This is a genomic window from Halopiger thermotolerans (genome assembly GCF_054654555.1).
Map to the genome: position 1 here is coordinate 2,068,628 of NZ_BAAIEU010000004.1, position 20,671 is coordinate 2,089,298.

Annotated in this window: 17 protein-coding genes; 6 read left to right on the forward strand and 11 right to left on the reverse strand. The window is 69.8% G+C overall.

Translation table 11 applies throughout. From position 1 onward, the window contains the following. Positions 1-27: 27 nt before the first annotated feature. On the reverse strand, positions 28-483 hold the full coding sequence (locus ACYQ26_RS18105) for a Rieske (2Fe-2S) protein (protein ID WP_459810284.1): 456 nt from the start codon (positions 481-483) through the stop codon (positions 28-30). A 97-nt stretch (positions 484-580) separates the two neighbouring features. Here ACYQ26_RS18105 and ACYQ26_RS18110 point away from each other — a divergent pair, with 97 nt between their 5' ends. After that, entirely contained in the window at positions 581-1,720 is a 1,140-nt protein-coding gene (locus tag ACYQ26_RS18110; RefSeq protein ID WP_459810285.1) for a saccharopine dehydrogenase family protein, read from the forward strand. Between the two features lie 32 nt (positions 1,721-1,752). Here the strand turns inward: ACYQ26_RS18110 and ACYQ26_RS18115 are convergent, their stop codons facing one another. The 6 genes from ACYQ26_RS18115 to ACYQ26_RS18140 all read right to left on the reverse strand — a co-directional run bounded on the left by ACYQ26_RS18115 (position 1,753) and on the right by ACYQ26_RS18140 (position 8,242). Next, a complete protein-coding gene (locus ACYQ26_RS18115) occupies positions 1,753-3,090 on the reverse strand; it encodes an MATE family efflux transporter (RefSeq protein ID WP_459810761.1) in 1,338 nt (445 codons plus the stop codon). A 120-nt stretch (positions 3,091-3,210) separates the two neighbouring features. Next, on the reverse strand, positions 3,211-4,116 hold the full coding sequence (locus ACYQ26_RS18120) for an aminotransferase class IV (RefSeq protein ID WP_459810286.1): 906 nt from the start codon (positions 4,114-4,116) through the stop codon (positions 3,211-3,213). Beyond that, entirely contained in the window at positions 4,113-4,772 is a 660-nt protein-coding gene (locus tag ACYQ26_RS18125) for an anthranilate synthase component II (protein ID WP_459810287.1), read from the reverse strand. Before ACYQ26_RS18125 ends, ACYQ26_RS18120 begins: the two co-directional genes overlap by 4 nt. Next, positions 4,765-6,420, reverse strand: a complete 1,656-nt coding sequence (gene pabB, locus ACYQ26_RS18130; protein WP_459810288.1) for an aminodeoxychorismate synthase, component I — start codon at positions 6,418-6,420, stop codon at positions 4,765-4,767. Before pabB ends, ACYQ26_RS18125 begins: the two co-directional genes overlap by 8 nt. A gap of 174 nt (positions 6,421-6,594) precedes the next feature. Then, positions 6,595-7,359: a helix-hairpin-helix domain-containing protein gene (locus ACYQ26_RS18135; RefSeq protein WP_459810289.1), complete on the reverse strand. Its 765-nt coding sequence runs from the start codon at positions 7,357-7,359 to the stop codon at positions 6,595-6,597. 79 nt (positions 7,360-7,438) lie between these two features. Continuing rightward, entirely contained in the window at positions 7,439-8,242 is an 804-nt protein-coding gene (locus ACYQ26_RS18140) for a shikimate dehydrogenase (RefSeq protein WP_459810762.1), read from the reverse strand. Positions 8,243-8,394: 152 nt separating this feature from the next. On the opposite strand from ACYQ26_RS18140, the gene ACYQ26_RS18145 reads away from it, so the two are divergent. Then, positions 8,395-9,339, forward strand: a complete 945-nt coding sequence (locus ACYQ26_RS18145) for a calcium/sodium antiporter (RefSeq protein WP_459810290.1) — start codon at positions 8,395-8,397, stop codon at positions 9,337-9,339. Positions 9,340-9,380: 41 nt separating this feature from the next. Here ACYQ26_RS18145 and ACYQ26_RS18150 read toward each other — a convergent pair whose 3' ends face one another. Then, on the reverse strand, positions 9,381-10,838 hold the full coding sequence (locus ACYQ26_RS18150) for a DUF7344 domain-containing protein (protein ID WP_459810291.1): 1,458 nt from the start codon (positions 10,836-10,838) through the stop codon (positions 9,381-9,383). Positions 10,839-10,941: 103 nt separating this feature from the next. Continuing rightward, positions 10,942-13,413 (reverse strand): PAS domain S-box protein, encoded by a 2,472-nt coding sequence (locus ACYQ26_RS18155; RefSeq protein ID WP_459810292.1) that lies wholly within the window; start codon positions 13,411-13,413, stop codon positions 10,942-10,944. Between the two features lie 186 nt (positions 13,414-13,599). Here ACYQ26_RS18155 and ACYQ26_RS18160 point away from each other — a divergent pair, with 186 nt between their 5' ends. Further along, on the forward strand, positions 13,600-14,952 hold the full coding sequence (locus tag ACYQ26_RS18160; RefSeq protein WP_459810293.1) for a D-aminoacyl-tRNA deacylase: 1,353 nt from the start codon (positions 13,600-13,602) through the stop codon (positions 14,950-14,952). Positions 14,953-15,111: 159 nt separating this feature from the next. Next, a complete protein-coding gene (gene ftsZ / locus ACYQ26_RS18165) occupies positions 15,112-16,290 on the forward strand; it encodes a cell division protein FtsZ (RefSeq protein ID WP_459810294.1) in 1,179 nt (392 codons plus the stop codon). A gap of 107 nt (positions 16,291-16,397) precedes the next feature. On the opposite strand, the gene ACYQ26_RS18170 is transcribed toward ftsZ, so the two are convergent. Then, complete coding sequence (locus ACYQ26_RS18170) at positions 16,398-17,042, reverse strand: rubrerythrin family protein (RefSeq protein WP_459810295.1); 645 nt, start codon at positions 17,040-17,042, stop codon at positions 16,398-16,400. Positions 17,043-17,179: 137 nt separating this feature from the next. Here ACYQ26_RS18170 and ACYQ26_RS18175 point away from each other — a divergent pair, with 137 nt between their 5' ends. After that, positions 17,180-18,361: an MBL fold metallo-hydrolase gene (locus ACYQ26_RS18175; protein WP_459810296.1), complete on the forward strand. Its 1,182-nt coding sequence runs from the start codon at positions 17,180-17,182 to the stop codon at positions 18,359-18,361. A 39-nt stretch (positions 18,362-18,400) separates the two neighbouring features. Here the strand turns inward: ACYQ26_RS18175 and ACYQ26_RS18180 are convergent, their stop codons facing one another. Beyond that, on the reverse strand, positions 18,401-18,742 hold the full coding sequence (locus tag ACYQ26_RS18180) for a 2Fe-2S iron-sulfur cluster-binding protein (RefSeq protein ID WP_459810297.1): 342 nt from the start codon (positions 18,740-18,742) through the stop codon (positions 18,401-18,403). Positions 18,743-18,976: 234 nt separating this feature from the next. Here ACYQ26_RS18180 and ACYQ26_RS18185 point away from each other — a divergent pair, with 234 nt between their 5' ends. Next, a complete protein-coding gene (locus tag ACYQ26_RS18185; RefSeq protein WP_459810298.1) occupies positions 18,977-20,401 on the forward strand; it encodes a geranylgeranyl reductase family protein in 1,425 nt (474 codons plus the stop codon). Positions 20,402-20,671: the final 270 nt, after the last annotated feature.

Here is a 20,671-nt window from a genome sequence, read left to right on the forward strand (position 1 = left end):
CTTGCGGCGATCCGCGCCGCTCGCCCCTCAGAACTCGACGTTCGACGTCGACGTCAGATCGTCGTCGTCCGCGGAGTCGATCGGTCCCTCGCCGACGAACTCGTACGCGTCGTCCGTCAGGTAGACGTCGCCGTCCGCGACGGTCACCTCGAGTTCGGACAGCGTCGCGCCCTCGCAGGGGCCGTACGTGCAGTACCCCGAATCGGCTTCGAAGTAGGCCCCGTGGTTCTCGCAGACGATCTCGCCGTTTCGCATCGCCGCGCCCGAGCCCTTGTCCAGCTTGATGTGGGTGAAATGCTGGCAGTAGTTGAGCCAGCAGGAGACGCTCGCGGGGTCCGCGTCGGCGTCGGCGTCGCCGTCGGTCACCGCGTCGGCGACGAGGATGGCCTCCCTCCGCTCGCCGTCCTCGTCGGCGACCCGGAACAGGTAGCTCGAGTCCGTCGGCACGTCCGCGAGGGCCGCGATCCGCGATTCGGGGTCCATCGGTATCGGTGCCGTCTTTCCGGTCGGGAGCCGTGAACGTTACGACTGCGGCGAACGTCTGACGCAGTTTTAACACGCCGAGCGGTCAACGGAGCCCATGGATTCCCTTCTCATCTACGGCGCGTACGGCGACACGGGGCGGCTGATCGCCCGCGAGGCCGTCGCCCGAGGAGGGTCACCGACCGTCGCCGGGCGCGACCGCCGCGCCGTCGCTCGACTGGCCGATAACCTCGGCGTCGACGGCCGCGCGTTCGACCTCGCGGACGACTCGCTGGCCGCCCGCCTCGAGGGGTTCGACGCCGTCTTGAACTGCGCGGGCCCGTTCGTCGAGACGGTCGATCCGCTGATCGAGGCCTGCCTCGCGTCGGGGACGGACTACCTCGACATCACCGGCGAGGTCGCGGTCTTCGAACGGCTCCGCCAGCGCGACGCGACCGCGCGCGAGGCGGGGATCGCAATGCTGCCGGGCGTCGGCTTCGACGTCGTTCCCTCGGACTGTCTGGCCGCGTTTCTCCACGCGCAGCTCCCGTCGGCCGACGAACTCGCGCTCGGGATCAAGGGCACGGGCTCGCTCTCGCGGGGGACCGCCCGGACGATCGTCGAGCAACTCGGCGACGGCGGTATCGTCCGACGGAACGGGCGGCTCGTGAAGGTGCCGACGGCGTTTCGCAGCCGCGAGATCGACTTCGGCGACGAGCCGGAACACGCCGTCACGATCCCGTGGGGCGACGTCGTCACCGCGGCCCACACCACGGGAATCGAGACGATCGAGGTCTACGCCGCCGCGCCGCCGTGGGCGGACCGGGTCCTGTCGGCCGTCGACTCGCTGGGCTGGCTGCTCGAGCGCCCCGTCGTCGAACGCGGCCTGAAACGGCTCGTCGACGCTCGCGTCGACGGCCCGGAGAACCCCGAATCGGCCGACGGCCGCGCCGTCGTCTGGGGCGAGGTCACCGACGACGCGGGGCGGCGCGCCCGCGCTCGACTGCGGACGCCCAACCCGTACGCGCTGACCGCCGAGTCTGCCGTCCTCGCGGCCCAGCGCGTGCTCGAGGATCGGGGACGAACGGACAGCGGCTCGGTTCCGAACGGGTTCCAGACCCCGGCGTCGGCGTTCGGCCCCGACTTCGCGCTCGAACTGACGGGCACCGAACGGGAACTGCTCGCAGCGCCGGCGGAGTCCGGCGGGGAGAGCGGGGCGGACGGATCGGCACAGTCGGCGCTCGAGTCCGACGACTGACGGCTGCAGCTGTTTTGGCCGGGAGGCGTGTATCAGTCCAGCTCGGCGTCCTCGGTTCCCCACTCGTCGCCGACACTCCCGCGCTCGTCCATCATCGCCCGCGTTCGGTCGACCCAGCCGCCCCGGTAGAAGCCGACGGCGACGTACAGCGTCGCCCACAGGTAGCAGACGACGATCGAGGCGTAGACGGCGGGTACGCCGAACCCCAGCGCCACGCCGAAGACGGCGGAGACGCCGAGCATCCCGACGAGCGTGCCGCTGATAATGGCGATAAAGGGCGTTCGCGTGTCGCTGCCGCTCGTGAGCGCACCCGAGAGGACGACGTAGAGGGCGGTCGCCGGTGCGGCGACAGCGTAGGCCATCGCGAAGCCGGCCGCGTAGGACCGCGTCGCCGGATCGGTAGTGAAGAAGCCAACGAGCCACTCGGCGCCGACGAACAGCGCGGCCCCGAGCGTGCCGACGGTCAGGACCCCGAGCGCCGCGGCCGCCCAGCCGCTGTACCGCGCGCCCTCGGGATCGCCCGCGCCCAGCGTCTGGCCGACGACGATGCTCGTCCCCGTCCGGTAGCCCCGCGACAGCGGACCGGTGAGTTGCTGGTAGACGCGCCGGCCGATCTGGTAGCCCGCGTTGACGTCCGTTCCGAACAGCAGCAGGATCGAATTGAACGGGAACGCGATCGCCGTTCGACAGAGCCCCTCGAGGATCCGCGGCGCGCTGATCGCGAGCAGTTGGCGGGTGATCGTCCACCGCCCCGGCCGAACGAACCTCGCCGGCGTCCATCTGGTCCGGATCGCGGCGACGAGCGCGAGCGCTGAAAAGACGTTACCGATGGCAGTCGCGATCCCGACGCCGACGACGTGCAGCCGCGGGGCCGGCCCGAGCCCGAGTCCCAGCGCGACCGTCCCGGCGATGTTGAGCGCGTTCGAGAGCCCGTTGACGTACATCGGCGTCCGCGTGTCGCCGGCGCCCTGAACCGACCGGGCGGCCACGAGCGCGACGTGGCGGGCCGGCGTCGTCGCGAAGATGATCGCCAGATAGTGCCCGCCCATCCGGGCGACGTTGGGGTCCGCGCCGAGGAGCGCGATCGCCCGCTCGCCGAATACGACGCCGAACAGGACGAACGGCAGCCCCGCGACGGCACCCAGCAGGATCGCCTGCGTGATCGCCTCGTCCCGGTTCGCCGTCGACCCGCTCCCGGTGTCCTGACTCGAGAGTGCGATGACGCCGCTGCCCAGTCCGAGCCCGATCCGCAGCGGCAGGCGCGCGTACAGATCCGCGAGGCCGACGGCCGCGACCGCCGCGGGCGAGAACAGGCCGGTCACGAGGACGTCCGTGGTCCGCATCAGCGTCCGCAGGAACTGCTCGACCATCACTGGCCACGAGAGGTCGACCACCCGTCGCCAGACCGCGAACAGCCGTCGGCGGCCGCCGGAGAGCACGAGCGACACTCGGTACGGCCGCCGCTTGAACCTGTTGGACGTCGGAGAAGACTACCGGTAACAGGTCTCCTCGACGCGCTCGTCGTACAGCCTCGAGAGCTCGCTCGTAATCGGCCCGCCGCCGATCTCGCGGCCGTCCAGCGTCGCGACCGGTCGTAGCTCCCACGTTCGGTTCGTCAGAAAGGCCTCGTCGGCCGCGAGCACGTCCTCGAGATCGTATCGCCCTTCTCGAACTGGAATGCCGCCATCGTCGGCCAACTCGAGGACGATTTCGCGCGTGATGCCAGGAAGCACCGGCGCCGGCCCGTCGGTCGTCGGCGTGTGAACCGTGCCGTCGCGGACGAAAAACAGGTTGCTCGTCGCCCCCTCGGCGACGGTCTCCTCGCAATCGCACATGAGCGCCTCGTCGGCCGGTTCGTCCCCGTCGGAAGCGAGGTCCCGAAGCTCCGCCCGGGCGAGGATCCCGTTCAGGTAGTTGTGCGTCTTCGCGTCCGCCGGAATCGCCTCGTCGGGCATCCGCCTCGTCTCGACCGTCTGCACCGTCGCCGGCTCGTTCCAGACCGACTCGCCCTCGAGACCGCCGCGGGGTAGCGGTTTGACGTAGACGACGACCGTCGGATCGACCTCGGGATGGGGCGTCAGCTTCCCCGGCTGGACGCCGCGGGTGATCGACAGCCGCACGTAGGCGTCCGCGAGGTCGTTGGCCGCGAGCGTCTCGTCGATCCGCTCGTGGAGGTCGGCGGCCGCGAGCCCGTGCTCGAGCGACAGGGCCTCGCAGGTGCGCTCGAGGCGCTCGACGTGGCGGTCCCAGGCGAAGATCGTCCCGCCGTAGGCCCGCAGCGTCTCGAAGGCGGCGTCGCCGTAGCGGAAGCCGCGATCGTCGACGCTGACGGTCGCCTCGCCGGCGGGCACGAGATCGCCGTCGACGTGGTACAGGCGGTCCGTTTCCCCGGTCATGCTTCGCTTCGTTCGGCGGCGGCGAGCCGACAGAAGTTCTCGATCATTCGTTTGCCCGTCTCGAGCGAGATGCCGTCGCCGCTCGCGGCGTCTTCGGGGCTTCTCGTGAGGATGCTCTCGGGGTGGAACTGGACCCCGACGTGGGGCCGCTCGCGGTGGCGAACCGCCATCAACACGCCGCGCTCGTCGGTCGTTCGGGCCGTCTCCTCGAGGGCGTCCGGCAGGTCCTCCCGCTCGACCGCCAGCGAGTGGTAGCGCCCGACCTGGAAGTCCGCGGGGAGCCCCTCAAAGATGCCGTCCCCGTCGTGGGTGACCGTCGAGGGCTTGCCGTGGACGACCTCCGGCGCGTGGACGACCGGCGCGCCGTTGGCCGCACACAGCGCCTGGTGGCCGAGACAGACCCCGAGGATGGGATACGCGGTCTCGGCGAACAACGGGATCGAGATGCCCGCCTCCTCGGGCGTTCCCGGTCCGGGCGAGACGACGATTCCCGTCGGATCGAGCTCGCGGACGCCCTCGAGGTCGATCTCGTCGTTGCGGCGCACCACCACCTCGTCGGCGATTTCGCCGACGTACTGGACGAGGTTGTACGCGAACGAATCGTAGTTGTCGACGACCAGAATCCGCGTCTCGGTCGCCGGCGTGCCGTCAGTCATCGGACGCACCTCCGGACGGATCGCTCGAGTCGGCCGGCCCGTCGGAATCGGCCTCGAGCGCCATCCCGGCCCGCTCGCCGAGCGCCTCGTCGACCGCGGTGATGAGCGCCCGCGCTTTGTCCAGGGTCTCGTCGTACTCCCGGTCGGGTTCGGAGTCGTGGACGATCCCCGCGCCTACGCGGAGGTGGTACTCGTCGGCGTGGCGGACCAGGGTTCGGATGACGATGTTCAGCGTCGCGCGGCCGTCGAAGCCGAAGATCCCGACGCTGCCCGTGTAGGGACCGCGCCGCGTCGCCTCGAGTTCGTCGATGATCTCCATCGTCCGCGGTTTGGGGGCCCCGGTGATCGTCCCGCCGGGGAAGACCGCCGCGACGGCGTCGGACAGCGTCGCGTCCGGCCGCAGTCGACCGGTCACGTTCGAGACGAGGTGCATCACCTCGGAGTAGCGGTCGATCCGCCGGTACTCGTCGACGTCGACGGTGCCGTATTCGCAGACCTTCCCGAGGTCGTTGCGCTCTAAGTCGACCAACATCGCGTGTTCGGCCCGCTCCTTCGCGTCGCTCAGGAGGTCGGCCTCGAGCGCGTCGTCTTCCTCGGGCGTCTCGCCGCGGGGTCGCGTGCCGGCGATCGGTTCCGTGCGGACGAAGTCGCCGTCGCGCTCGAGTAGCAACTCGGGACTCGCGCTCACCAGATCGGCCGCGCGGAACTCGAGCAGGCACGAGTACGGCGCGGGGTTCACCCGGCGCAAGGCGTCGTAGGCCGCGACCGGGTGGACCGCCGCGGGAGCGGCGAGCCGCTGGGAGATGTTCGCCTGAAAGGTGTCGCCGTCGCGGATGTACGCCTTGGCTCGGCGGACTCGCTCGGCGAAGGCCTCGCGACCGCAGTCGCTCTCGAAGGTCGCGTCCGGTCGATCGACCGGCGGCTCGCCGACGCTTGGATCACCCTCGCGCACGGCTCGCGCGAGCTCGAGCGCGCGGTCGCGACCGCGCTCGTAGGCAGCCTCGATCCGCCCGTCCTCGTCGCGCTCCGCGTCCGAAGCGACTGCGAGCCGCGGACAGGCCGTCACGCGGAGGGTGATCGACTCGCCCTCGTCTTCGCGTTCGTCGCTGTCGACCGGCGCTTCCCACGCCGCCAACCGGTCGTAGACACCGACCTCGAGCCGCGGCAGGCCGCGGTCGTCGACGGCCGACTCGGGGAGGGCCTCGAGTTCCCGCGCGACGTCGTAGGAGAGCCAGCCGACGGCCCCGCAGGGGTAGGGCACGTCGCAGTCCCCGCGAACGAGGCGGTCCGTTTCGAGGAGTCCCTCGAGCGCGGCGAGCGTCGGCGAGCGGCCGTCTCGAGAACGGGATATCGCGTCTGCGGAACAGGTGAGCCGGTCGATCGGGTCGACGCCGAAGTAGCCCCAGCCGGGCTGTCCGCCGGTCGTCTCGAGGAAGGCGCCGCCGTCGGGGTCCTCGCGCGCCCGTCGGTAGGCGAGAAACGGATCGGCGACGTCGACGCGAACTTCGACGGGAATCCGTACTCGAGCGGGCGTTCCGGTGCGCGTCGTCGGTTCGGGCCCGTCATCGCCGGACCGCACTCGGTCCAGCCCCTCGCGAGCGGCCGCCCGAAACGAGTCGAGCGTCGTGACGACGCGCGGATCGCTCATATCCCTCGAGAGCAGCCGCGCGACTAATCTTCTTTCGGTCCTGCGGGACAGTCGGCGTCGGGAATCTTCGGTCGATCAGCCGCTCGCGATCGAATCCGGCGCGCTCGTGGGACTCGAGACGAGCGCAAAGAAGAGAGAAAGAGAGCGGAGCCGCCCGCGAACGGCCTGCCCTCCCTATCTGACTTCGGCGCGGTCGATCCAGCCCTGAATCCGCTTCTCGGAGATGTCGGTCTGTTCGGCCAGGTCGGCCGCGTCGGCAGCCGCGAGTTCGTCGACGGTCTCGACGCCGGCGTCGGCGAGCCGGTCGGCGTACGCGGGACCGATGCCCTTGATGACGTCAACGGGTTCGGATTCGGTCGTTTCGTCGGCGTCCGGCTCCGGTTCGGGTTCCGGTTCCGGCTCGTCCTCGCTCTCGGTCTCCGCCGGTTCGTCGGTCGGCTCGGGTTCCGATTCGGCTTCTTCGGCTTCGGTCGCGGACTCGGCCGCAGCCTCGTCCTCGAGCTCGGTCTCCGCATCCGACTCGGCGGCCGCGTCGTCCTCGCTCGCGTCGCGGTCCGGTTCCGCGTCTTCGATCGCGACCTCGGCCTCGTCGATCTCGCTCGGTTCGGGTTCGGTGTCTTCCTCGTCGGCCGTCTCCGTTTCGGTCAACGCCGTGTCCGCATCTTCGTCCGTTTCTTTCGGGCCCGGCGATGCCGGCGGCTCGGGCGCCTCCTCGGACGTTTCCGCCGGTTCCGCCGGGGAGTCCGTCGACGCCGCGGCGTCGGTTCCGGAGGCAGCGTCCTCGTCCGCGGCTGCCTGCTCCGCCGGCGTCGATTCGGACCGGTCGCTCCCGCGCGATCCTTCGCGTTCGACCGTAACCCCGACCTCGCGGGAGCGCCGCGGCTCCGAGTCGGACTCGTCGAGTCCCAACAACGACTTCAGCTTTTCGAGGATTGCCATTATCCGGATATAGTCGTCTCTTTCACTTAAATTCGGCTGATACGATACAGGAACTGCCAAGACGACCGGCCGAACGGCCCTAGAGCCGCGACCGCAACGCCTCGTTCATCGCCTCGACCGGCGCGTCCCGCCCCGTCCAGCGCTCGAACGCCTCGACGCCCTGGTAGAGCAGCATCCAGGCGCCGTCGACCGTCGTCGCGCCGACGTTGGCCGCGTCCCGCAGGAGCCGCGTCTCGAGCGGCCGGTACACCGCGTCCAGCACGGTCAGGTCGCCATGAAGCGCGTCGGCGGGCACCGGCGTCGCGTCCTCCTCCATCCCCACGCTCGTGGCGTTGACCAGCACGTCGGCGTCGGCCAGCAGTTCCTCGAGGTCCTCGAGCCCGTGACCCGTCGCATTCGGAACCTCGTCGGCGAGATCGTGCGCCTTCCGTTCGGTCCGGTTCGCGACGTCGACCGTCGCGCCGGCGTCCGCGAGCCCGAACGCGATCGCTCGCCCTGCGCCGCCGGCACCGACGACGACCGCGCGGGCGCCCTCGAGGGTGGCGTCCGATCGCTCCCGCAGCGCGCGAAAGGCGCCGCCCGCGTCGGTGTTGTGGCCCGTGGGGCGTTCGCCAGTGAAATCAATCGTGTTGACCGCGCCGATCCGGGCCGCAAGCTCGTCGGGCTCGACGACCGCGAGCGCGTCCTGCTTGAACGGGATCGTCACGTTCAGCCCCGTCACGCCCAGCGCCGCGGCGCCCTCGATCGCCGCCTCGAGGTCGTCGGGGTCGGGTTCGAAGGTCACGTAGCGGGCGTCGATGTCCAGTTCCTCGTAGGCCGCCTCGTGCATCGGCGGCGACAGCGAGTGACCGACCGGATTTCCGAGCAGACCGAAGACGTCCATCGCCATGGTAGAGAGGTCCGCGCGGCGGGGATATAATGGGTGGCGCTTCGGTGCCGACCGACCCTCGCCCGGTCCGGCGACCCTCGAGGTCGCCGGTGCGGTCGTCCGACAGGTTCGGGTCGCTTATACGGCGTTCGGTACAACTCGCGCCCATGCTCTCCGGAATCGCGCTCTACGTCGCCCTGCTGGCGGCCGGCATCGTCGCGCTGTACGCCGGCGCCGAACTGCTCGTCGCCGGCGCCGGCCGGCTCGCGCTCGGGGTCGGCCTCCGCGCGGCGACCGTCGGCGTCACCGTCATCGCGTTCGCGACGACCGCACCGGAACTCTTCGTCTCGACCATCGGCGCGCTGAACGTCTCGACCGACATCGGGCTCGGTACGATCGTCGGCTCGAACATCGCGAACATCGGGCTCGTACTCGGCATCTCGGCGCTCGTCAAGCCCCTCTCGGTCACCGAGATCGTCGTCCGCCGGCACGTCCCGTTCATGGTGCTCGCGGCGATCCTGCTGGTCGCGCTCGGGGCCAATGGCACGATCGGTCGGCTCGAAGGCGCGGTCTTTCTCCTGACGCTGGCCGGCTTCACGGCCTACCTACTGTACTACGTCAACGCCGATCCAGCGCCGATGGTCGACGAGCCGGACGCGGGCGAGGGCGTCTCGATCAAGGACGTCGCGCTCGTCGTCGGCGGGTTGCTCGTGCTGGTCGTCGGCTCGCGCTGGCTCATCACCGGCGGCACCGGGCTGCTGTCGGCGCTCGGCGTCTCGGAGCTGGTGATCGGGCTGACGGTGCTCGCGCTCGGCACGTCGCTGCCGGAGCTGGCGGCGTCGGTCGTCGGCGCCGTCCGCGGCGAGACCGAGTTCGCCATCGGCAACGTCGTCGGCTCGAACATCTACAACATCCTCGCGGTCCTGGGGATCGTCGGGATCATCACGCCGATCGAAATCACCGCGAGCACGCTCCGGTTCGAGCTCCCGATCATGGTCGCGTTCACCGTCGTGCTGGTCGCGATGATGGGCTACGGACGGAAACTCACGCGTCTCGACGGCGCGGCGCTGGTCGTCGGCTACGTCGGCTTCATCTACCTGCTCGCGACCTGACCTCGGCCCGCCGCGACGGCGGTCGCGCACGACTCGACGGATCACATCGGCAGCGGCGACGGCGCCCCGTCCGTCTCCTCGCTCTCGCGGCCCTCCCGGGTCGACTCGAGGCGGTCCAGTCGCGGCCCGAGGTGTTCGCGAACGAGGGCGACCAGCGCGTTCTCCGGCCCCTCGCCGGTGACGGCGGTCGCTTGCGGAGGGGCGTCGCGGTCGCTCCCGTCGGAACCGCCGTCGTCGATCGTCACGAGCATGACCCGCTCGCGGTCCGCGAAGACGACGCGGCCGTGGTGGACCCGGTCGGCGGGGAAGTTGAGCCAGTCGAGCTGCGGCTCGCAGACGGTCGCGTCGGGCACCGCCGCCCGGACGATCCGGCGAACGTGATCCGAGCGCGAGCCGATGTAGACGGCGACCCCGCGGTCGGCGGCCGCACGCCAGCGCTCGAGGCACTGCTGTTGCAGGATGCCGTCGTCGGGGACCGTCACGAACAGTTCCTCCTCGGCGCCAGCGGCGATGTCGTGGCCTCGCGCGACGATGTTCTCCGCGCCGTCGATCGCCCAGCACGAGGGCGTTCGGTCGGCGGTCGAATCGCCGCGGTGGTCGTCATCGCCGTCGGAGTTGGAGTCGGAATCAGGATCGGAATCAGAGTCAGAACCCTGGCCGGAGCCGAGGTCGACCCCGTCCCCCCCGTCGCGTACGCCCGCCGTCGGCGACGACGCCTCCCCGACCCCGCTCGAGGCGTCGGATCCCGGCGGCACCGTCCCGAGCCGGTCGACGACCGGTGCGAGCGGACTCGCCGCGATCCAGTCGGCTCGCCACTGCGGCGCGTCGGTCGCGAGCGCGGCCGTCGTCGCGTCTCGGTCGTACGTGACGAGGCCCGCGTCGGCGAGCGCGGGGAGGCGCCGGTGGACGAGGTCAGTCGTGATGTCCCGCGCTTCCGCTTCGGAGACGTCGACGAGGCGCCGGTCGTCGCCCCCCTCCTGCGCCGCGACCAGCGCGGCGAGATCGTCGACCGAAACGGCGCCCCGGTGGCGCGCGAGCAGCCGACAGACGGTTCGACAGCGGTCCGATCGAAGGACTTCGAACGTCCGGTCAAGCAGGTCCTCGTCGCCGATCCCGCCGTCGCCCGGCGTCTCGAGCAGCGCGTGCACCCAGTCGGCCTCGAGAAGCGGGTGGGAGGGCAGCGAAACCGCCGGCTCGTCGCCGTCGATATCGGTCTCGGTCTCGCGGACGACGAGCCCCAGCTCCGCGAGCTTCGGGACGTGCACGTGGACCAGCGAGATATGAACGTCCGTACAGCGGTCGTCGGAGACGATCGGCTGACCGGTTTCGAGGGACGCGATTTCGGTCGCGAGATCCGCGAGCGGCATCGGGTCGGTCGACGACGAGGGCGATCGAGCGCGCCGCTCGAGGAGCACGGCGAGCAGGTGGCGTCGGCGAACGGTAGCGAGAGCGTCGAACGCGACGGCCGGAGTCGATTCGTCGGCGGGACGGGAACTCATTGATCGTGAGAGAGACGACGGGAACGGGTAAGGGGTGTACCAGCGCTGTCTGGTACCACCCAGTTTTGCACCTCGGTGTCGGCGCGGCGATCGGGGCCCGGCGTCAGAACGCCGTTTCGAAGTAGTGCTCGAGCAGTTTCGCCTGCGCCACCCGGAGGTGCTGGTGGAACGTCTGGCGGGCGATGCCGAGCCGGTCGGCGATCGCCGTGGCGTCGCTGTTTCGGGTCGGCCACTCGAAGTAGCCGCCGTAGTAGGCCGCCTCGAGCGCGGCGCGTTGCTTGTCGGTCAGCGCCGACTCAACCCGGTTTCGGAAATCGCCCGGCGTCTCGACCGAGCCCTCGACGGTCCGCTTCGAGACCAGCGTCGTGTCGGGGTACGCCGCTTGAATCGCATCGACGAGCTCGCGGATCGCCGTATCGGGACTGGCCTCGGCGGTGACGGTCGCGCGGCCGCGGTCGACGACCTCCGACCGCAGCCGTGCGCCGTATCCCGCGAGCAACTCGGCGAACGTCGAGTCGCGGACCGTGAGTTCCCACCGACTTTCGTCTCCCTGTACGTCGATGCGTCGCAGGTCCTCGACCCCCGGCTGCTCCGCGGCGAGCTCGCGAAAGCGGTCGGGTTCGACCCCGGTGACCGTGACGTAGTGGACGAACGAGTCGTCGGTGAGCGGCAGCACGTGGTCGACGGCGAACAGGCAGTCGGCGCGCGCGCCGAGGTCGATGCAGGCGTCCCCGTGATCGGTCGACTCGAACTCGAGTTCGACGGCGGTGTCGCGGTAGAGGAGGCGGCGGACGGTCATCGCGTTGACGGCGTGGCCGATCGTCCCGCCGAACTCCTGGAGCACCTCGCGCTCGCGGTCCGCGAAGGCGTCCGCTTCCGCGGCGGCGACGACGAGCACGCCGAACGAGCGCCCGCTCGCGACGATCGGGACGACCGCGACGGCCCCGTAGTCGTGTTCGCGCGCGTCGCGTCGCCACGGGTCGACCTCGCTCTCGCGGAGGGCGCGGTACCGCTGGACGGCGCCGGTTTCGAGCGACGCCCCCTTCGGTCCGCCGGCCCCGGCGGGCGGATCGACGTACGAGCCGAGGACGCCGTTCATCTCGTCCGCGTCGCGTCCCGCCCACGTTCGCGGCTCCCACTGGCGCCGCTCGGACGCCGCCGGCGCTTCGAGCCGCCCGATGGCGGCGAACCGGTACGCGTCGGCGTCCGCGAACGCGTCGACGACCGCGCGCTCGAGCGCCTCGCGCGTCTCGGCCGCGACCATCGTCTCGTCGACCGCCCGGACGACCGCGTTGAGCCGCTCGAGGCGCTCGAGTTCGCGTTCGCGCTGCTTCCGGTCGCTGACGTCGCGGCCGATGCCGGTGAATCCCAGCACGTTGCCCTCCGGGTCCGTAATTCGGGCGCTGTTGAACTCGTACGGGATCCGCTCGCCGTCGCTCGTCAGGAACCGCCCTTCGGCGGTGATGCGCGCCCCCTCGGCGAGGATCCGACTGACGGCGTCGCCGATCGCCTCGCGGTCTTCCGGCGCGATGAACTCGAGGGGATCCATCCCCGCGAGTTCGTCGGCGTCGTAGCCGCTGATCCGTCGAAACTGGTCGTTCCACTCGATCAGGTTTCGGTCGTCGTCGAACGCGTAGAGGACGTCGGGCTGGGCCTCGAAGATGCTCTCGGTGAGCGCCTTTTCCTCGCGGAGTTCCCGCTCGCGGGCCTTGCGGTCGCTCACGTCGCGACCGACCCCAGTGAACCCCACGACCTCGCCCTCCTCGTCGGTGATGCGGGCGCTGTTGAACTCGTAAGGGATCCGTTCGCCGTCTTTCGTGAGCAGATCCGCCTCGGCGGTGACCTGCTCGTCCTCCTCGAGGATGCGCCGGATCGCGTCGGCGATCCGGTCGCGGTGTTCCGGCGCGACGAACTCGAGGGGAGCCATCTCGGGCAGCTCCGATTCGTCGTACCCCGTCACCTCCGGAACGCGATCGTTCCAGTCGATGTAGTCTCCCTCGGCCGAGAACGCGTAGAGGACGTCGGGCTGGGCCGCGAAGACGCTCTCGAGGAACGCTGCCTCCTCGCGCCGTTCCAGTTCGCGCTCGCGTTCGTCGGTCCGGTCGTGGAGGAACCAGCCGTACCCCTGCAGGTCCACGTCGCCGTCGGAATTCGCTTCGTCCGCGTCGCCGACGCGTCTCCCGTCCTCGCCCGTCCAGATCGGGACGATCACCCCGCGGATCCAGATCCGCTCCCCGTCCCCGCGGACGCGCCAACCCTCGTCTTCGGCTCGCCCCTCGGCCCGGGCCCGCTCGAGGAGCGCCTCCGGACGGCCGGTCTCGCGGGCCTCGTCCGGAAAGAACGCGCGGTAGTCGGTGCCGACGATCGCCTCCGCCTCGTACCCCAGCACTGCGTTCGCGCCCTCGTCCCACGCGGCGACGCGCCCGGCGGCGTCGAGCAGGACGACCGCGTGATCGCTTAGGAGGGCGGTCAGCTCCCGAACGTCGAGGCTGACGTCGGTTACCGATTCGGTGCCGTTACCGTCGTTCGTCGAGCCGTTCGATGGGCCGTTCTGGCAGGGCGGTGGTTCAGCCATCGTGCGTATTGCTAACTCATCATACGACGGCGTCCAGCCGGGAAAGTCCCACGGTGGCGTTCGCAACGCTCGGTTCCCGTCCCCGAGGGTCTCGAGCGACGAGTCGGCCGCGAATCGGCGGCGAACCGCGATGCAACGAGTGCCGAAAACGGGCGACTTAACGCCCTCCGGGACCGGAGACCGGGTATGAGCGACCTCGCGATCGTCGAGAGCCGCGCCGACCGCGCGTCGGTCCACGTCTGCGACCGACTCCGAGACCTCGCCGACTGGACCGAGCGCGAGGACGATACCCGCCCGGACGAGGCGGGCGGCGGCACCTACTACCGCACCGACGGCGCCGAACTCCGCACCTTCGAGGACCTCCACATCGAACTCGAGCGCCCCGCCGACGCCTTCGACTGCGACCCCGACCTGCTCGTGTTCGCCTCGCGCCACTCCGGCGAGACCGGCCCGCTCCTGACGGGTCACTTCACGGGGAACTTCGGCCCGGCCGAGTACGGCGGCGAGGAAGACGCCGTCGCCGAGGCCGCCCCGAACGCGCTGGCCCGGCTGCTCGAGGCGTTCGACGAGTACGCGCCCGAGGAGTACGACGTGGGAATGGAGTGTACCCACCACGGCCCGACCGACGTCGGCTGCCCGTCGCTGTTCGCGGAGTTGGGCAGCGGCGACGAGCAGTGGGACGACCCCGCGGGCGCCGAGGCCGTCGCCCGCGCGATCCTCGACCTTCGGGGCGTCGAACCCCACCGCAGCAGGCAGGTCGTCGGCTTCGGCGGCAACCACTACGCGCCCCGGTTCGAGCGCGTCGTCCGCGAGACCCCGTGGGCGGTCGGCCACATCGCCTCGGACTGGGCCCTCGAGGCGCTGGGCCACCCGACGGCCCACCGCGACGTCCTCGAGGCCGCCTTCGAGGAAAGCGACACCGAGATCGCCCTGCTGGACGGCGAGTGGCCGGTGGTAGCGGAGACCCTCGAGGAGCTGGGCTACCGGATCGTCGGCGAGACCTGGCTGCGCGAGGTCGGCGACCGACCCCTCGAACTCGTCGACGCGGTCGAGTCCGACCTCGGCCGCGTCGAGGACGGGATTCGGTTCGGCGATCGGACCGACGACGTCGACGAGCGGGAGTTCACCGTCGTTGATCTGCCGGCCGACCTCGTCGACGCCGCGGAGGGGATCGACCCCGACCGCGTCCGCGAGCTCGTCGACGAGCAGGCCGTCGCCTACGAGACCGAGAACGGCGGCACGCGCGTCGGATCGCGGGCCGCGGTTCCCGACTCGAGTGCCGACGCCGCCGATCCGCGGCGAGCGCTCGTCGAGGCACTGGCCGGCGTGCTCAAGGAGAAGTACGAGACGGTTCGGCTCGAGGACGACGCCGTCGTCGCCGAGGAGGAGGGATTCGATCCGGAACTAGCCCGCGAGGCGGGGGTCCCGGAGGGGCCGAAGTTCGGCGCGCTCGCGAACGGCGAGGCGGTGACCGTCGACGGGGAAACCATCAACCCGGAGAGAGTTCGGACCGAGCGGACGCGCCGCTTCGAGATCTGATCTATTCGTTCCCTGATGGTAATACCCCCGTACTCGCTGACAGCTGCCGAAACGCCTCTCGTAAGGTGGAAAACAGATAATGCGCTCGTAACGTGTCAGACAGGCGGCTGACGTGTAGGGGAAAGGTAATTATGCTCCATTGTTTAGAAGGGGCCAAGAATGGACTCACTCATCGACGACGCCATCGACGAGGCCGAAGACGGGGACCCGGCCGAGTCCCCCGCGGACGACGCCTCCCAGGGCGGCCAGTCCCCCGACGACGGCGGCCGACAGTCCGGCACGATGACCGACGAGGAACTCGAAGACGTTCTCCAGGATCTCCAGACTGACATTACGGTCGTCGGCTGCGGGGGCGCCGGCGGCAACACCATCAATCGGATGCACGAGGAAGGCATCCACGGCGCGAAACTCGTCGCCGCCAACACCGACGTCCAGCACTTAGTGGAGATCGAGGCCGACACCAAGATCCTCATGGGCGAGGAGAAGACCGGCGGCCGCGGCGCCGGTTCGCTCCCGCAGGTCGGCGAGGAAGCCGCCCTCGAGAGCCAACAGGACATCTACGACGCGATCGACGGCTCCGACATGGTCTTCGTCACGGCCGGGCTCGGCGGGGGGACCGGCACCGGCTCCGCGCCCGTCGTCGCGAAGGCCGCCCGCGAGGCCGGCGCGCTGACGATCGCCATCGTCACGACGCCCTTCACGGCGGAGGGCGAGGTCCGACGAACGAACGCGGAGGCCGGTCTCGAGCGCCTGCGCGACGTCTCCGACACCGTCATCGTCGTCCCGAACGACCGCCTGCTCGATTCGGTCGGCAAACTGCCCGTCCGCCAGGCGTTCAAGGTCAGCGACGAGGTGCTGATGCGCTCGGTCAAGGGCATCACGGAGCTCATCACCAAGCCCGGCCTCGTCAACCTCGACTTCGCCGACGTCCGCACCGTGATGGAGCGGGGCGGCGTCGCGATGATCGGCCTCGGCGAGGCCGACTCCGAGGCGAAGGCCGAAGACTCCGTCAAGACGGCCCTCCGATCGCCGCTGCTGGACGTCGACATCTCCGGCGCGAACTCCGCGCTGGTCAACGTCACCGGCGGCAACGACATGGCCATCGAGGAGGCCGAGGGCGTCGTCGAGGAGATCTACGACCGGATCGACCCCGACGCCCGCATCATCTGGGGGACTTCGATCGACGAGAGCCTCGAGGGCAGCATGCGGACGATGATCGTCGTTACCGGCGTCGAGTCGCCCCAGATCTACGGGCGTCCGGACGGCGACTCCGTCCAGCCCGACATGAGCGGCCAGCAGGCACCCGGACAGGGCGACGACATCGACTTCGTCGACTGATCCCCAATTGAGGGGTGAGCCCTCGAGTCGGTCTTTGCGATCGATTTTCCTTTCTCTAGCGATTTAGCCGGTCTATCGATACTCGTCGGAACCGCGTCGCACGCGAGTCAGCAGATCGGCTTCGGATCGATCCCGAGATCGTCGAGCGAGTCCGCGTAGGCGTCGTACGCGGCGTCGATGACGGCCTCGGCGGCTTCGGCGGCGCGATCCCGGTCCGCGTCCCCCTCACACGTCTCCGCGAGGAGTTCGGCCGCGCGTTCCCCCTGCGCTGCCGTCTCCGTCCGGAGGTCTCGAAACGCCTCGGCCCGCCGCTCGTTGCTCTCGTTGACGAAGAAGCTCACGACCTGCAGGTGCGTTCGCTCGGTAACTAGCGCGCGACCGACCAGCCCGCCCAGCCGCGGGACGGCCTCCTCGAGCGCCCGGAGACGGTCGTGCATCGGGCCGCCGGTCGCGTCGGGGTCGTACTTCTCACCGTCATCTCCCTCGAGCAAGTCGAGGACCCGCTCGCAGTGCTCCCGTTCTTGATCACGAAGGTCGGCGAACAGTTCCCGTGCCTCATCGTCGGACTCGTCCTCCGCCCACACGCCGAACGTCTCAGCGGCGGCGCATTCGCTGTCCGCGGCGATCCGGAGCACCCGTTCCGCCGTCAGATCCGCGTCGGTGAGCGCGACGAGCAGCTTCGAGGAGGCGAGGCGCTCGAGTTCGGTGTCCTTCGCGGCCTCGAGGTCGCGCTGGAAATCGGCAGCGTCCATACCCCCACGACCACGGCGTGCGTGTTGAACCTTGGTCCCGAGTGGGGGTATCAGTCCGCGTTCGGGCGCGATCGAGGCTGCGCTGCGGACGCGCCCGCGGGGGCGCGCTTAACCGCCGCGGGGGCGTATGCGACGACATGTCCGACAACGAGGCGGCGCTCGACGATCCGACCACGATCACACCCGAGACGCTCGCCGAGCGGCTGCAGGCCGGCGACGAGCTGACCGTCCTCGACGTCCGCGACCGCGACGAGTTCGACCGCTGGCACATCGAGGGCGAGGGCGTCGACGCAGTCCAGATCCCCCACATGAAGTTCATCCAGGCCCAGGCAACCGGCGATGTCGACGACCTCGCGGCCGACCTCGCGGAACCGATCGTCGCGGTCTGCGGCCGCGGCGAGGCCAGCGACCACGCCGTCGACCTCCTCCGGGATGCGGGCGTCAACGCGCAGAACCTCGCCGGCGGGATGGACGCCTGGGCCGATCTGTACGTGGTCCGCGAACTCGAGGTCGACCTCGGCCTCGATGGCGCCACCGCGACGGTCGTCCAGTACGACCGCCCCTCGAGCGGCTGTCTGGCCTACGCGATCTACAGCGGCGGCGAGGCAGCGGTGATCGATCCGCTTCGGGCGTTCGCCGACCGCTACGTCGCCGATGCCGCCGATCGGGACGCGGAACTGACGTACGCCGTCGATACGCACGTCCACGCCGACCACATCAGCGGCGTCCGCGCCCTCGAGTCCCGAACCGACGCGATGGCCGTCGTCCCCGAGGGCGCTCGCGATCGCGGGCTCGCGTTCGAGGCGACGACCCTCGCGGACGGCGACGAACTCCGCGTCGGCGACGTCACGTTGACCGCCGTCGCGACGCCGGGCCACACCACCGAATCGCTCTCCTACCGGCTCGGGGACGTCCTGTTCACCGGCGATACGCTGTTCCTCGAGGGCGTCGGCCGACCCGATCTCGAGCGCGGCGACGAGGGCGCGCCCGACGCGGCTCGACGGCTCTACGGGACCCTCCAGAATACCCTCTCAGAACTGCCGGACGAGACGACGGTCGCGCCGGGTCACTACAGCGACGCTGCCGACCCGCGGGAGACCGACGGCACCTACGCGGCGACGCTCGGGGACCTGCGCGACCGACTCGAGGCGTTTTCGATGGCCGAAGCCGAGTTCGTCGAACACGTCACGAGCGACCGGCCGCCGCGGCCGGCAAACCACGAGCGCATCGTGGCCGCGAACCTCGGAGCGGAAGACGTCGATTCGGAGACGGCGTTCGAACTGGAACTCGGGCCGAACAACTGCGCGGTTACCGGCTGATCGCAGAGCGCAGACTGAAAGAACACGACGCGACGGCAGTCAGTCGTCCGCGACCGCAGGGTCGTCGCCGCCCTCGCCCTCGACGTCGATTTCGTCCTCGATGCTCGGCGGGTACTTCCCGCGGTCGAGTTTCAGGTCCGACTGCGGACGCGCCATGCAGGTTAGTGCGTACTTTTCGGCTTCCTCCTCGGTGAGCGCGCGGGCCGCAGGCTGGGTGACCTCGCCCTCGACGATTTCGGCCGAGCAGGCCAGACACATCCCGACGCGACAGGAATACTCCTGGGCGATCCCCTCTTCGAGACACCGGCTGAGGATCGTCTCGGTGTCCGAACAGGTGATCGTCTCACCCGTCCCGACGAACTCGACAGTGTACTCGGTCATACCCTCCGCTACGGCAGACCCGACTAAAACTCTTTATTACGGGATCCGTCCGTCAGGAGGCGACGACTTTCTCCGCGCCGCTCACGTTCGGCTCACGCCGGTTCGTAGTCGCTCGGTACCGCGCGTCGGATCGTTCCGAATCCGGCGGAAATCCCCGGTTGACCCATCGTGGCTCCGTCCCCGGGACGAATCGACCATAAAACGTTTTCTTACCGCAGTGTCCACACTCTCGGTATGAGTACGCAGGACCAGTCGGGGACCGCTCCGACGACCGGGAGCGGAACCGGAACCCGCGAGGCGGACGTCGTCGTCGTCGGTGCCGGGACTGCAGGCTGTTACGCCGCAGCGACCATCGCGCGCGAGGGGTACGACGTCGTCGTCCTCGAGCGCAAGTCCGAGGAGGAAGCGGGCCACATCGCCTGCGGGGATGCGCTGAAGGGCGCCAGCGCCTTCCCGGACTCGATCCCGAAGTCGCAGATCGAACCCGCATTCACGAACACCGACGTCGACCACGGTCGCTTCGAAATTCCGCAGGAGGACACCGTCCTCGAGATCCCCGTCCCCGGCGAACTGGCGGTCATCGACCGCTGGGAGTACGGCAAGCGGATCATCGAGGGCGCCGCCGAGGCCGGCGCGGAGATTCACTACGACACCGTCGTGAAAAACGTCGTTCAGGCCGACGACGAGAAGGGGACCGTCACCGGCGTCGAAGCGATCCGCAAGGGCGAGCCCAAAACCTACGACGCGGACGTCGTCATCGACGCCGCCGGCTCGCTGTCCGTCCTGCAGGACTACGTCGACTTCTCGAGCTCCACCTTCGATACGAACGTCGACTACTCGCACTTCTGTTCGGCCTACCGCGAGATCGTCACCGTCGACGAACCCGTCCCGTGGGACGACGCGCTGGTGTTCAAGCCCACCGAGCGCGCCGCCGGCTACCTCTGGTACTTCCCGCGCACCGACACCGAGATCAACGTCGGGCTTGGCTTCCAGATGACCGAGGAGCCGATGAAGCTCGTCGACGACCTCAAGCGCGACCTCGAGAACCGCCGGGAGTTCCGCAACGCCGAGGTCGACGACAAACTCGGCGCTGCACTCCCGACGCGCCGTCCCTACGACTCCGCGGTCCACCCGGGCTACATGGCCGTCGGCGACGCCGCGGGCCACGTCAACCCCACCACCGGCGGCGGCATCGCCGGCGCCGCCTACGCCGGCAAGTACGCCGCCGAGGCCGCGATCGAGGGCCTCGAGACCGGCGACGTGAGCGAGAAAACGTTCTGGGAGTACAACGAGCGCGTGATGGACCACTTCGGGGCCCGCTACGCCGCTCTGGACGTCTACAACATCCTCTCGACGGCCGTCGACGTCGACGACCTGATGGGGCTGCTCGCCGCGATGCCCGGCGAGAAGCTGGCCGAAGCGCTCTACTCCGGCAGTACGAGTATCGGCCCGAAACTCGCTGCGGAGAGCCTCTACAAGAGCTACGGCCACTGGGGCACCATCCTGAACCTCTTCAAGACCAAACGGCGGGCCGACGACCTGCTCGAACTCTACGAGCACTACCCCGACCATCCGGCCGCGCTCGAGCACTGGCAGCAGCGCCGCGACGACCTGATGGAGCAGGTGTACGAGACGACCGGGGCGGACCCGAAGTACTAAAGACAAACTTTTGCGCTGCGGGCGCGGCTTCGCCGCGCCCTCGGTAAAATCTCGAGAGAGCGAAGCTCTCTCGGACCTCGCGGAATCGAAGATTCCGCTTAGCTTCGATGAAAAGCACTCCTCCCTCCGTTTCGGACGCGTAGCGTCCTCCACGTCGGTCGTCGGCCCGCTCGCTCCCGACGGTCGCTCGCGGTGAATACGCTGGCTATAGCCTGCCCTCCCCCGAGTCGCGCGCTTCTCGCAGTGCTCGAAGCCCGCTCCCGGCCAGTG

What these genes read in the sequence shown, in the direction of transcription:
- ACYQ26_RS18145 (WP_459810290.1), top strand. Translation starts at nt 8,395, where the DNA reads ATGCTCTCCGGAATCGCGCTCTACGTCGCCCTGCTGGCGGCCGGCATC.
- ACYQ26_RS18175 (WP_459810296.1), top strand. Translation starts at nt 17,180, where the DNA reads ATGTCCGACAACGAGGCGGCGCTCGACGATCCGACCACGATCACACCC.
- pabB (WP_459810288.1), bottom strand. Translation starts at nt 6,420, where the DNA reads ATGAGCGATCCGCGCGTCGTCACGACGCTCGACTCGTTTCGGGCGGCC.
- ACYQ26_RS18160 (WP_459810293.1), top strand. Translation starts at nt 13,600, where the DNA reads ATGAGCGACCTCGCGATCGTCGAGAGCCGCGCCGACCGCGCGTCGGTC.
- ACYQ26_RS18120 (WP_459810286.1), bottom strand. Translation starts at nt 4,116, where the DNA reads ATGACCGGGGAAACGGACCGCCTGTACCACGTCGACGGCGATCTCGTG.
- ACYQ26_RS18125 (WP_459810287.1), bottom strand. Translation starts at nt 4,772, where the DNA reads ATGACTGACGGCACGCCGGCGACCGAGACGCGGATTCTGGTCGTCGAC.
- ACYQ26_RS18180 (WP_459810297.1), bottom strand. Translation starts at nt 18,742, where the DNA reads ATGACCGAGTACACTGTCGAGTTCGTCGGGACGGGTGAGACGATCACC.
- ACYQ26_RS18170 (WP_459810295.1), bottom strand. Translation starts at nt 17,042, where the DNA reads ATGGACGCTGCCGATTTCCAGCGCGACCTCGAGGCCGCGAAGGACACC.
- ACYQ26_RS18150 (WP_459810291.1), bottom strand. Translation starts at nt 10,838, where the DNA reads ATGAGTTCCCGTCCCGCCGACGAATCGACTCCGGCCGTCGCGTTCGAC.
- ACYQ26_RS18115 (WP_459810761.1), bottom strand. Translation starts at nt 3,090, where the DNA reads ATGGTCGAGCAGTTCCTGCGGACGCTGATGCGGACCACGGACGTCCTC.
- ACYQ26_RS18105 (WP_459810284.1), bottom strand. Translation starts at nt 483, where the DNA reads ATGGACCCCGAATCGCGGATCGCGGCCCTCGCGGACGTGCCGACGGAC.
- ACYQ26_RS18110 (WP_459810285.1), top strand. Translation starts at nt 581, where the DNA reads ATGGATTCCCTTCTCATCTACGGCGCGTACGGCGACACGGGGCGGCTG.
- ACYQ26_RS18185 (WP_459810298.1), top strand. Translation starts at nt 18,977, where the DNA reads ATGAGTACGCAGGACCAGTCGGGGACCGCTCCGACGACCGGGAGCGGA.
- ACYQ26_RS18140 (WP_459810762.1), bottom strand. Translation starts at nt 8,242, where the DNA reads ATGGACGTCTTCGGTCTGCTCGGAAATCCGGTCGGTCACTCGCTGTCG.
- ACYQ26_RS18155 (WP_459810292.1), bottom strand. Translation starts at nt 13,413, where the DNA reads ATGGCTGAACCACCGCCCTGCCAGAACGGCCCATCGAACGGCTCGACG.
- ACYQ26_RS18135 (WP_459810289.1), bottom strand. Translation starts at nt 7,359, where the DNA reads ATGGCAATCCTCGAAAAGCTGAAGTCGTTGTTGGGACTCGACGAGTCC.
- ftsZ (WP_459810294.1), top strand. Translation starts at nt 15,112, where the DNA reads ATGGACTCACTCATCGACGACGCCATCGACGAGGCCGAAGACGGGGAC.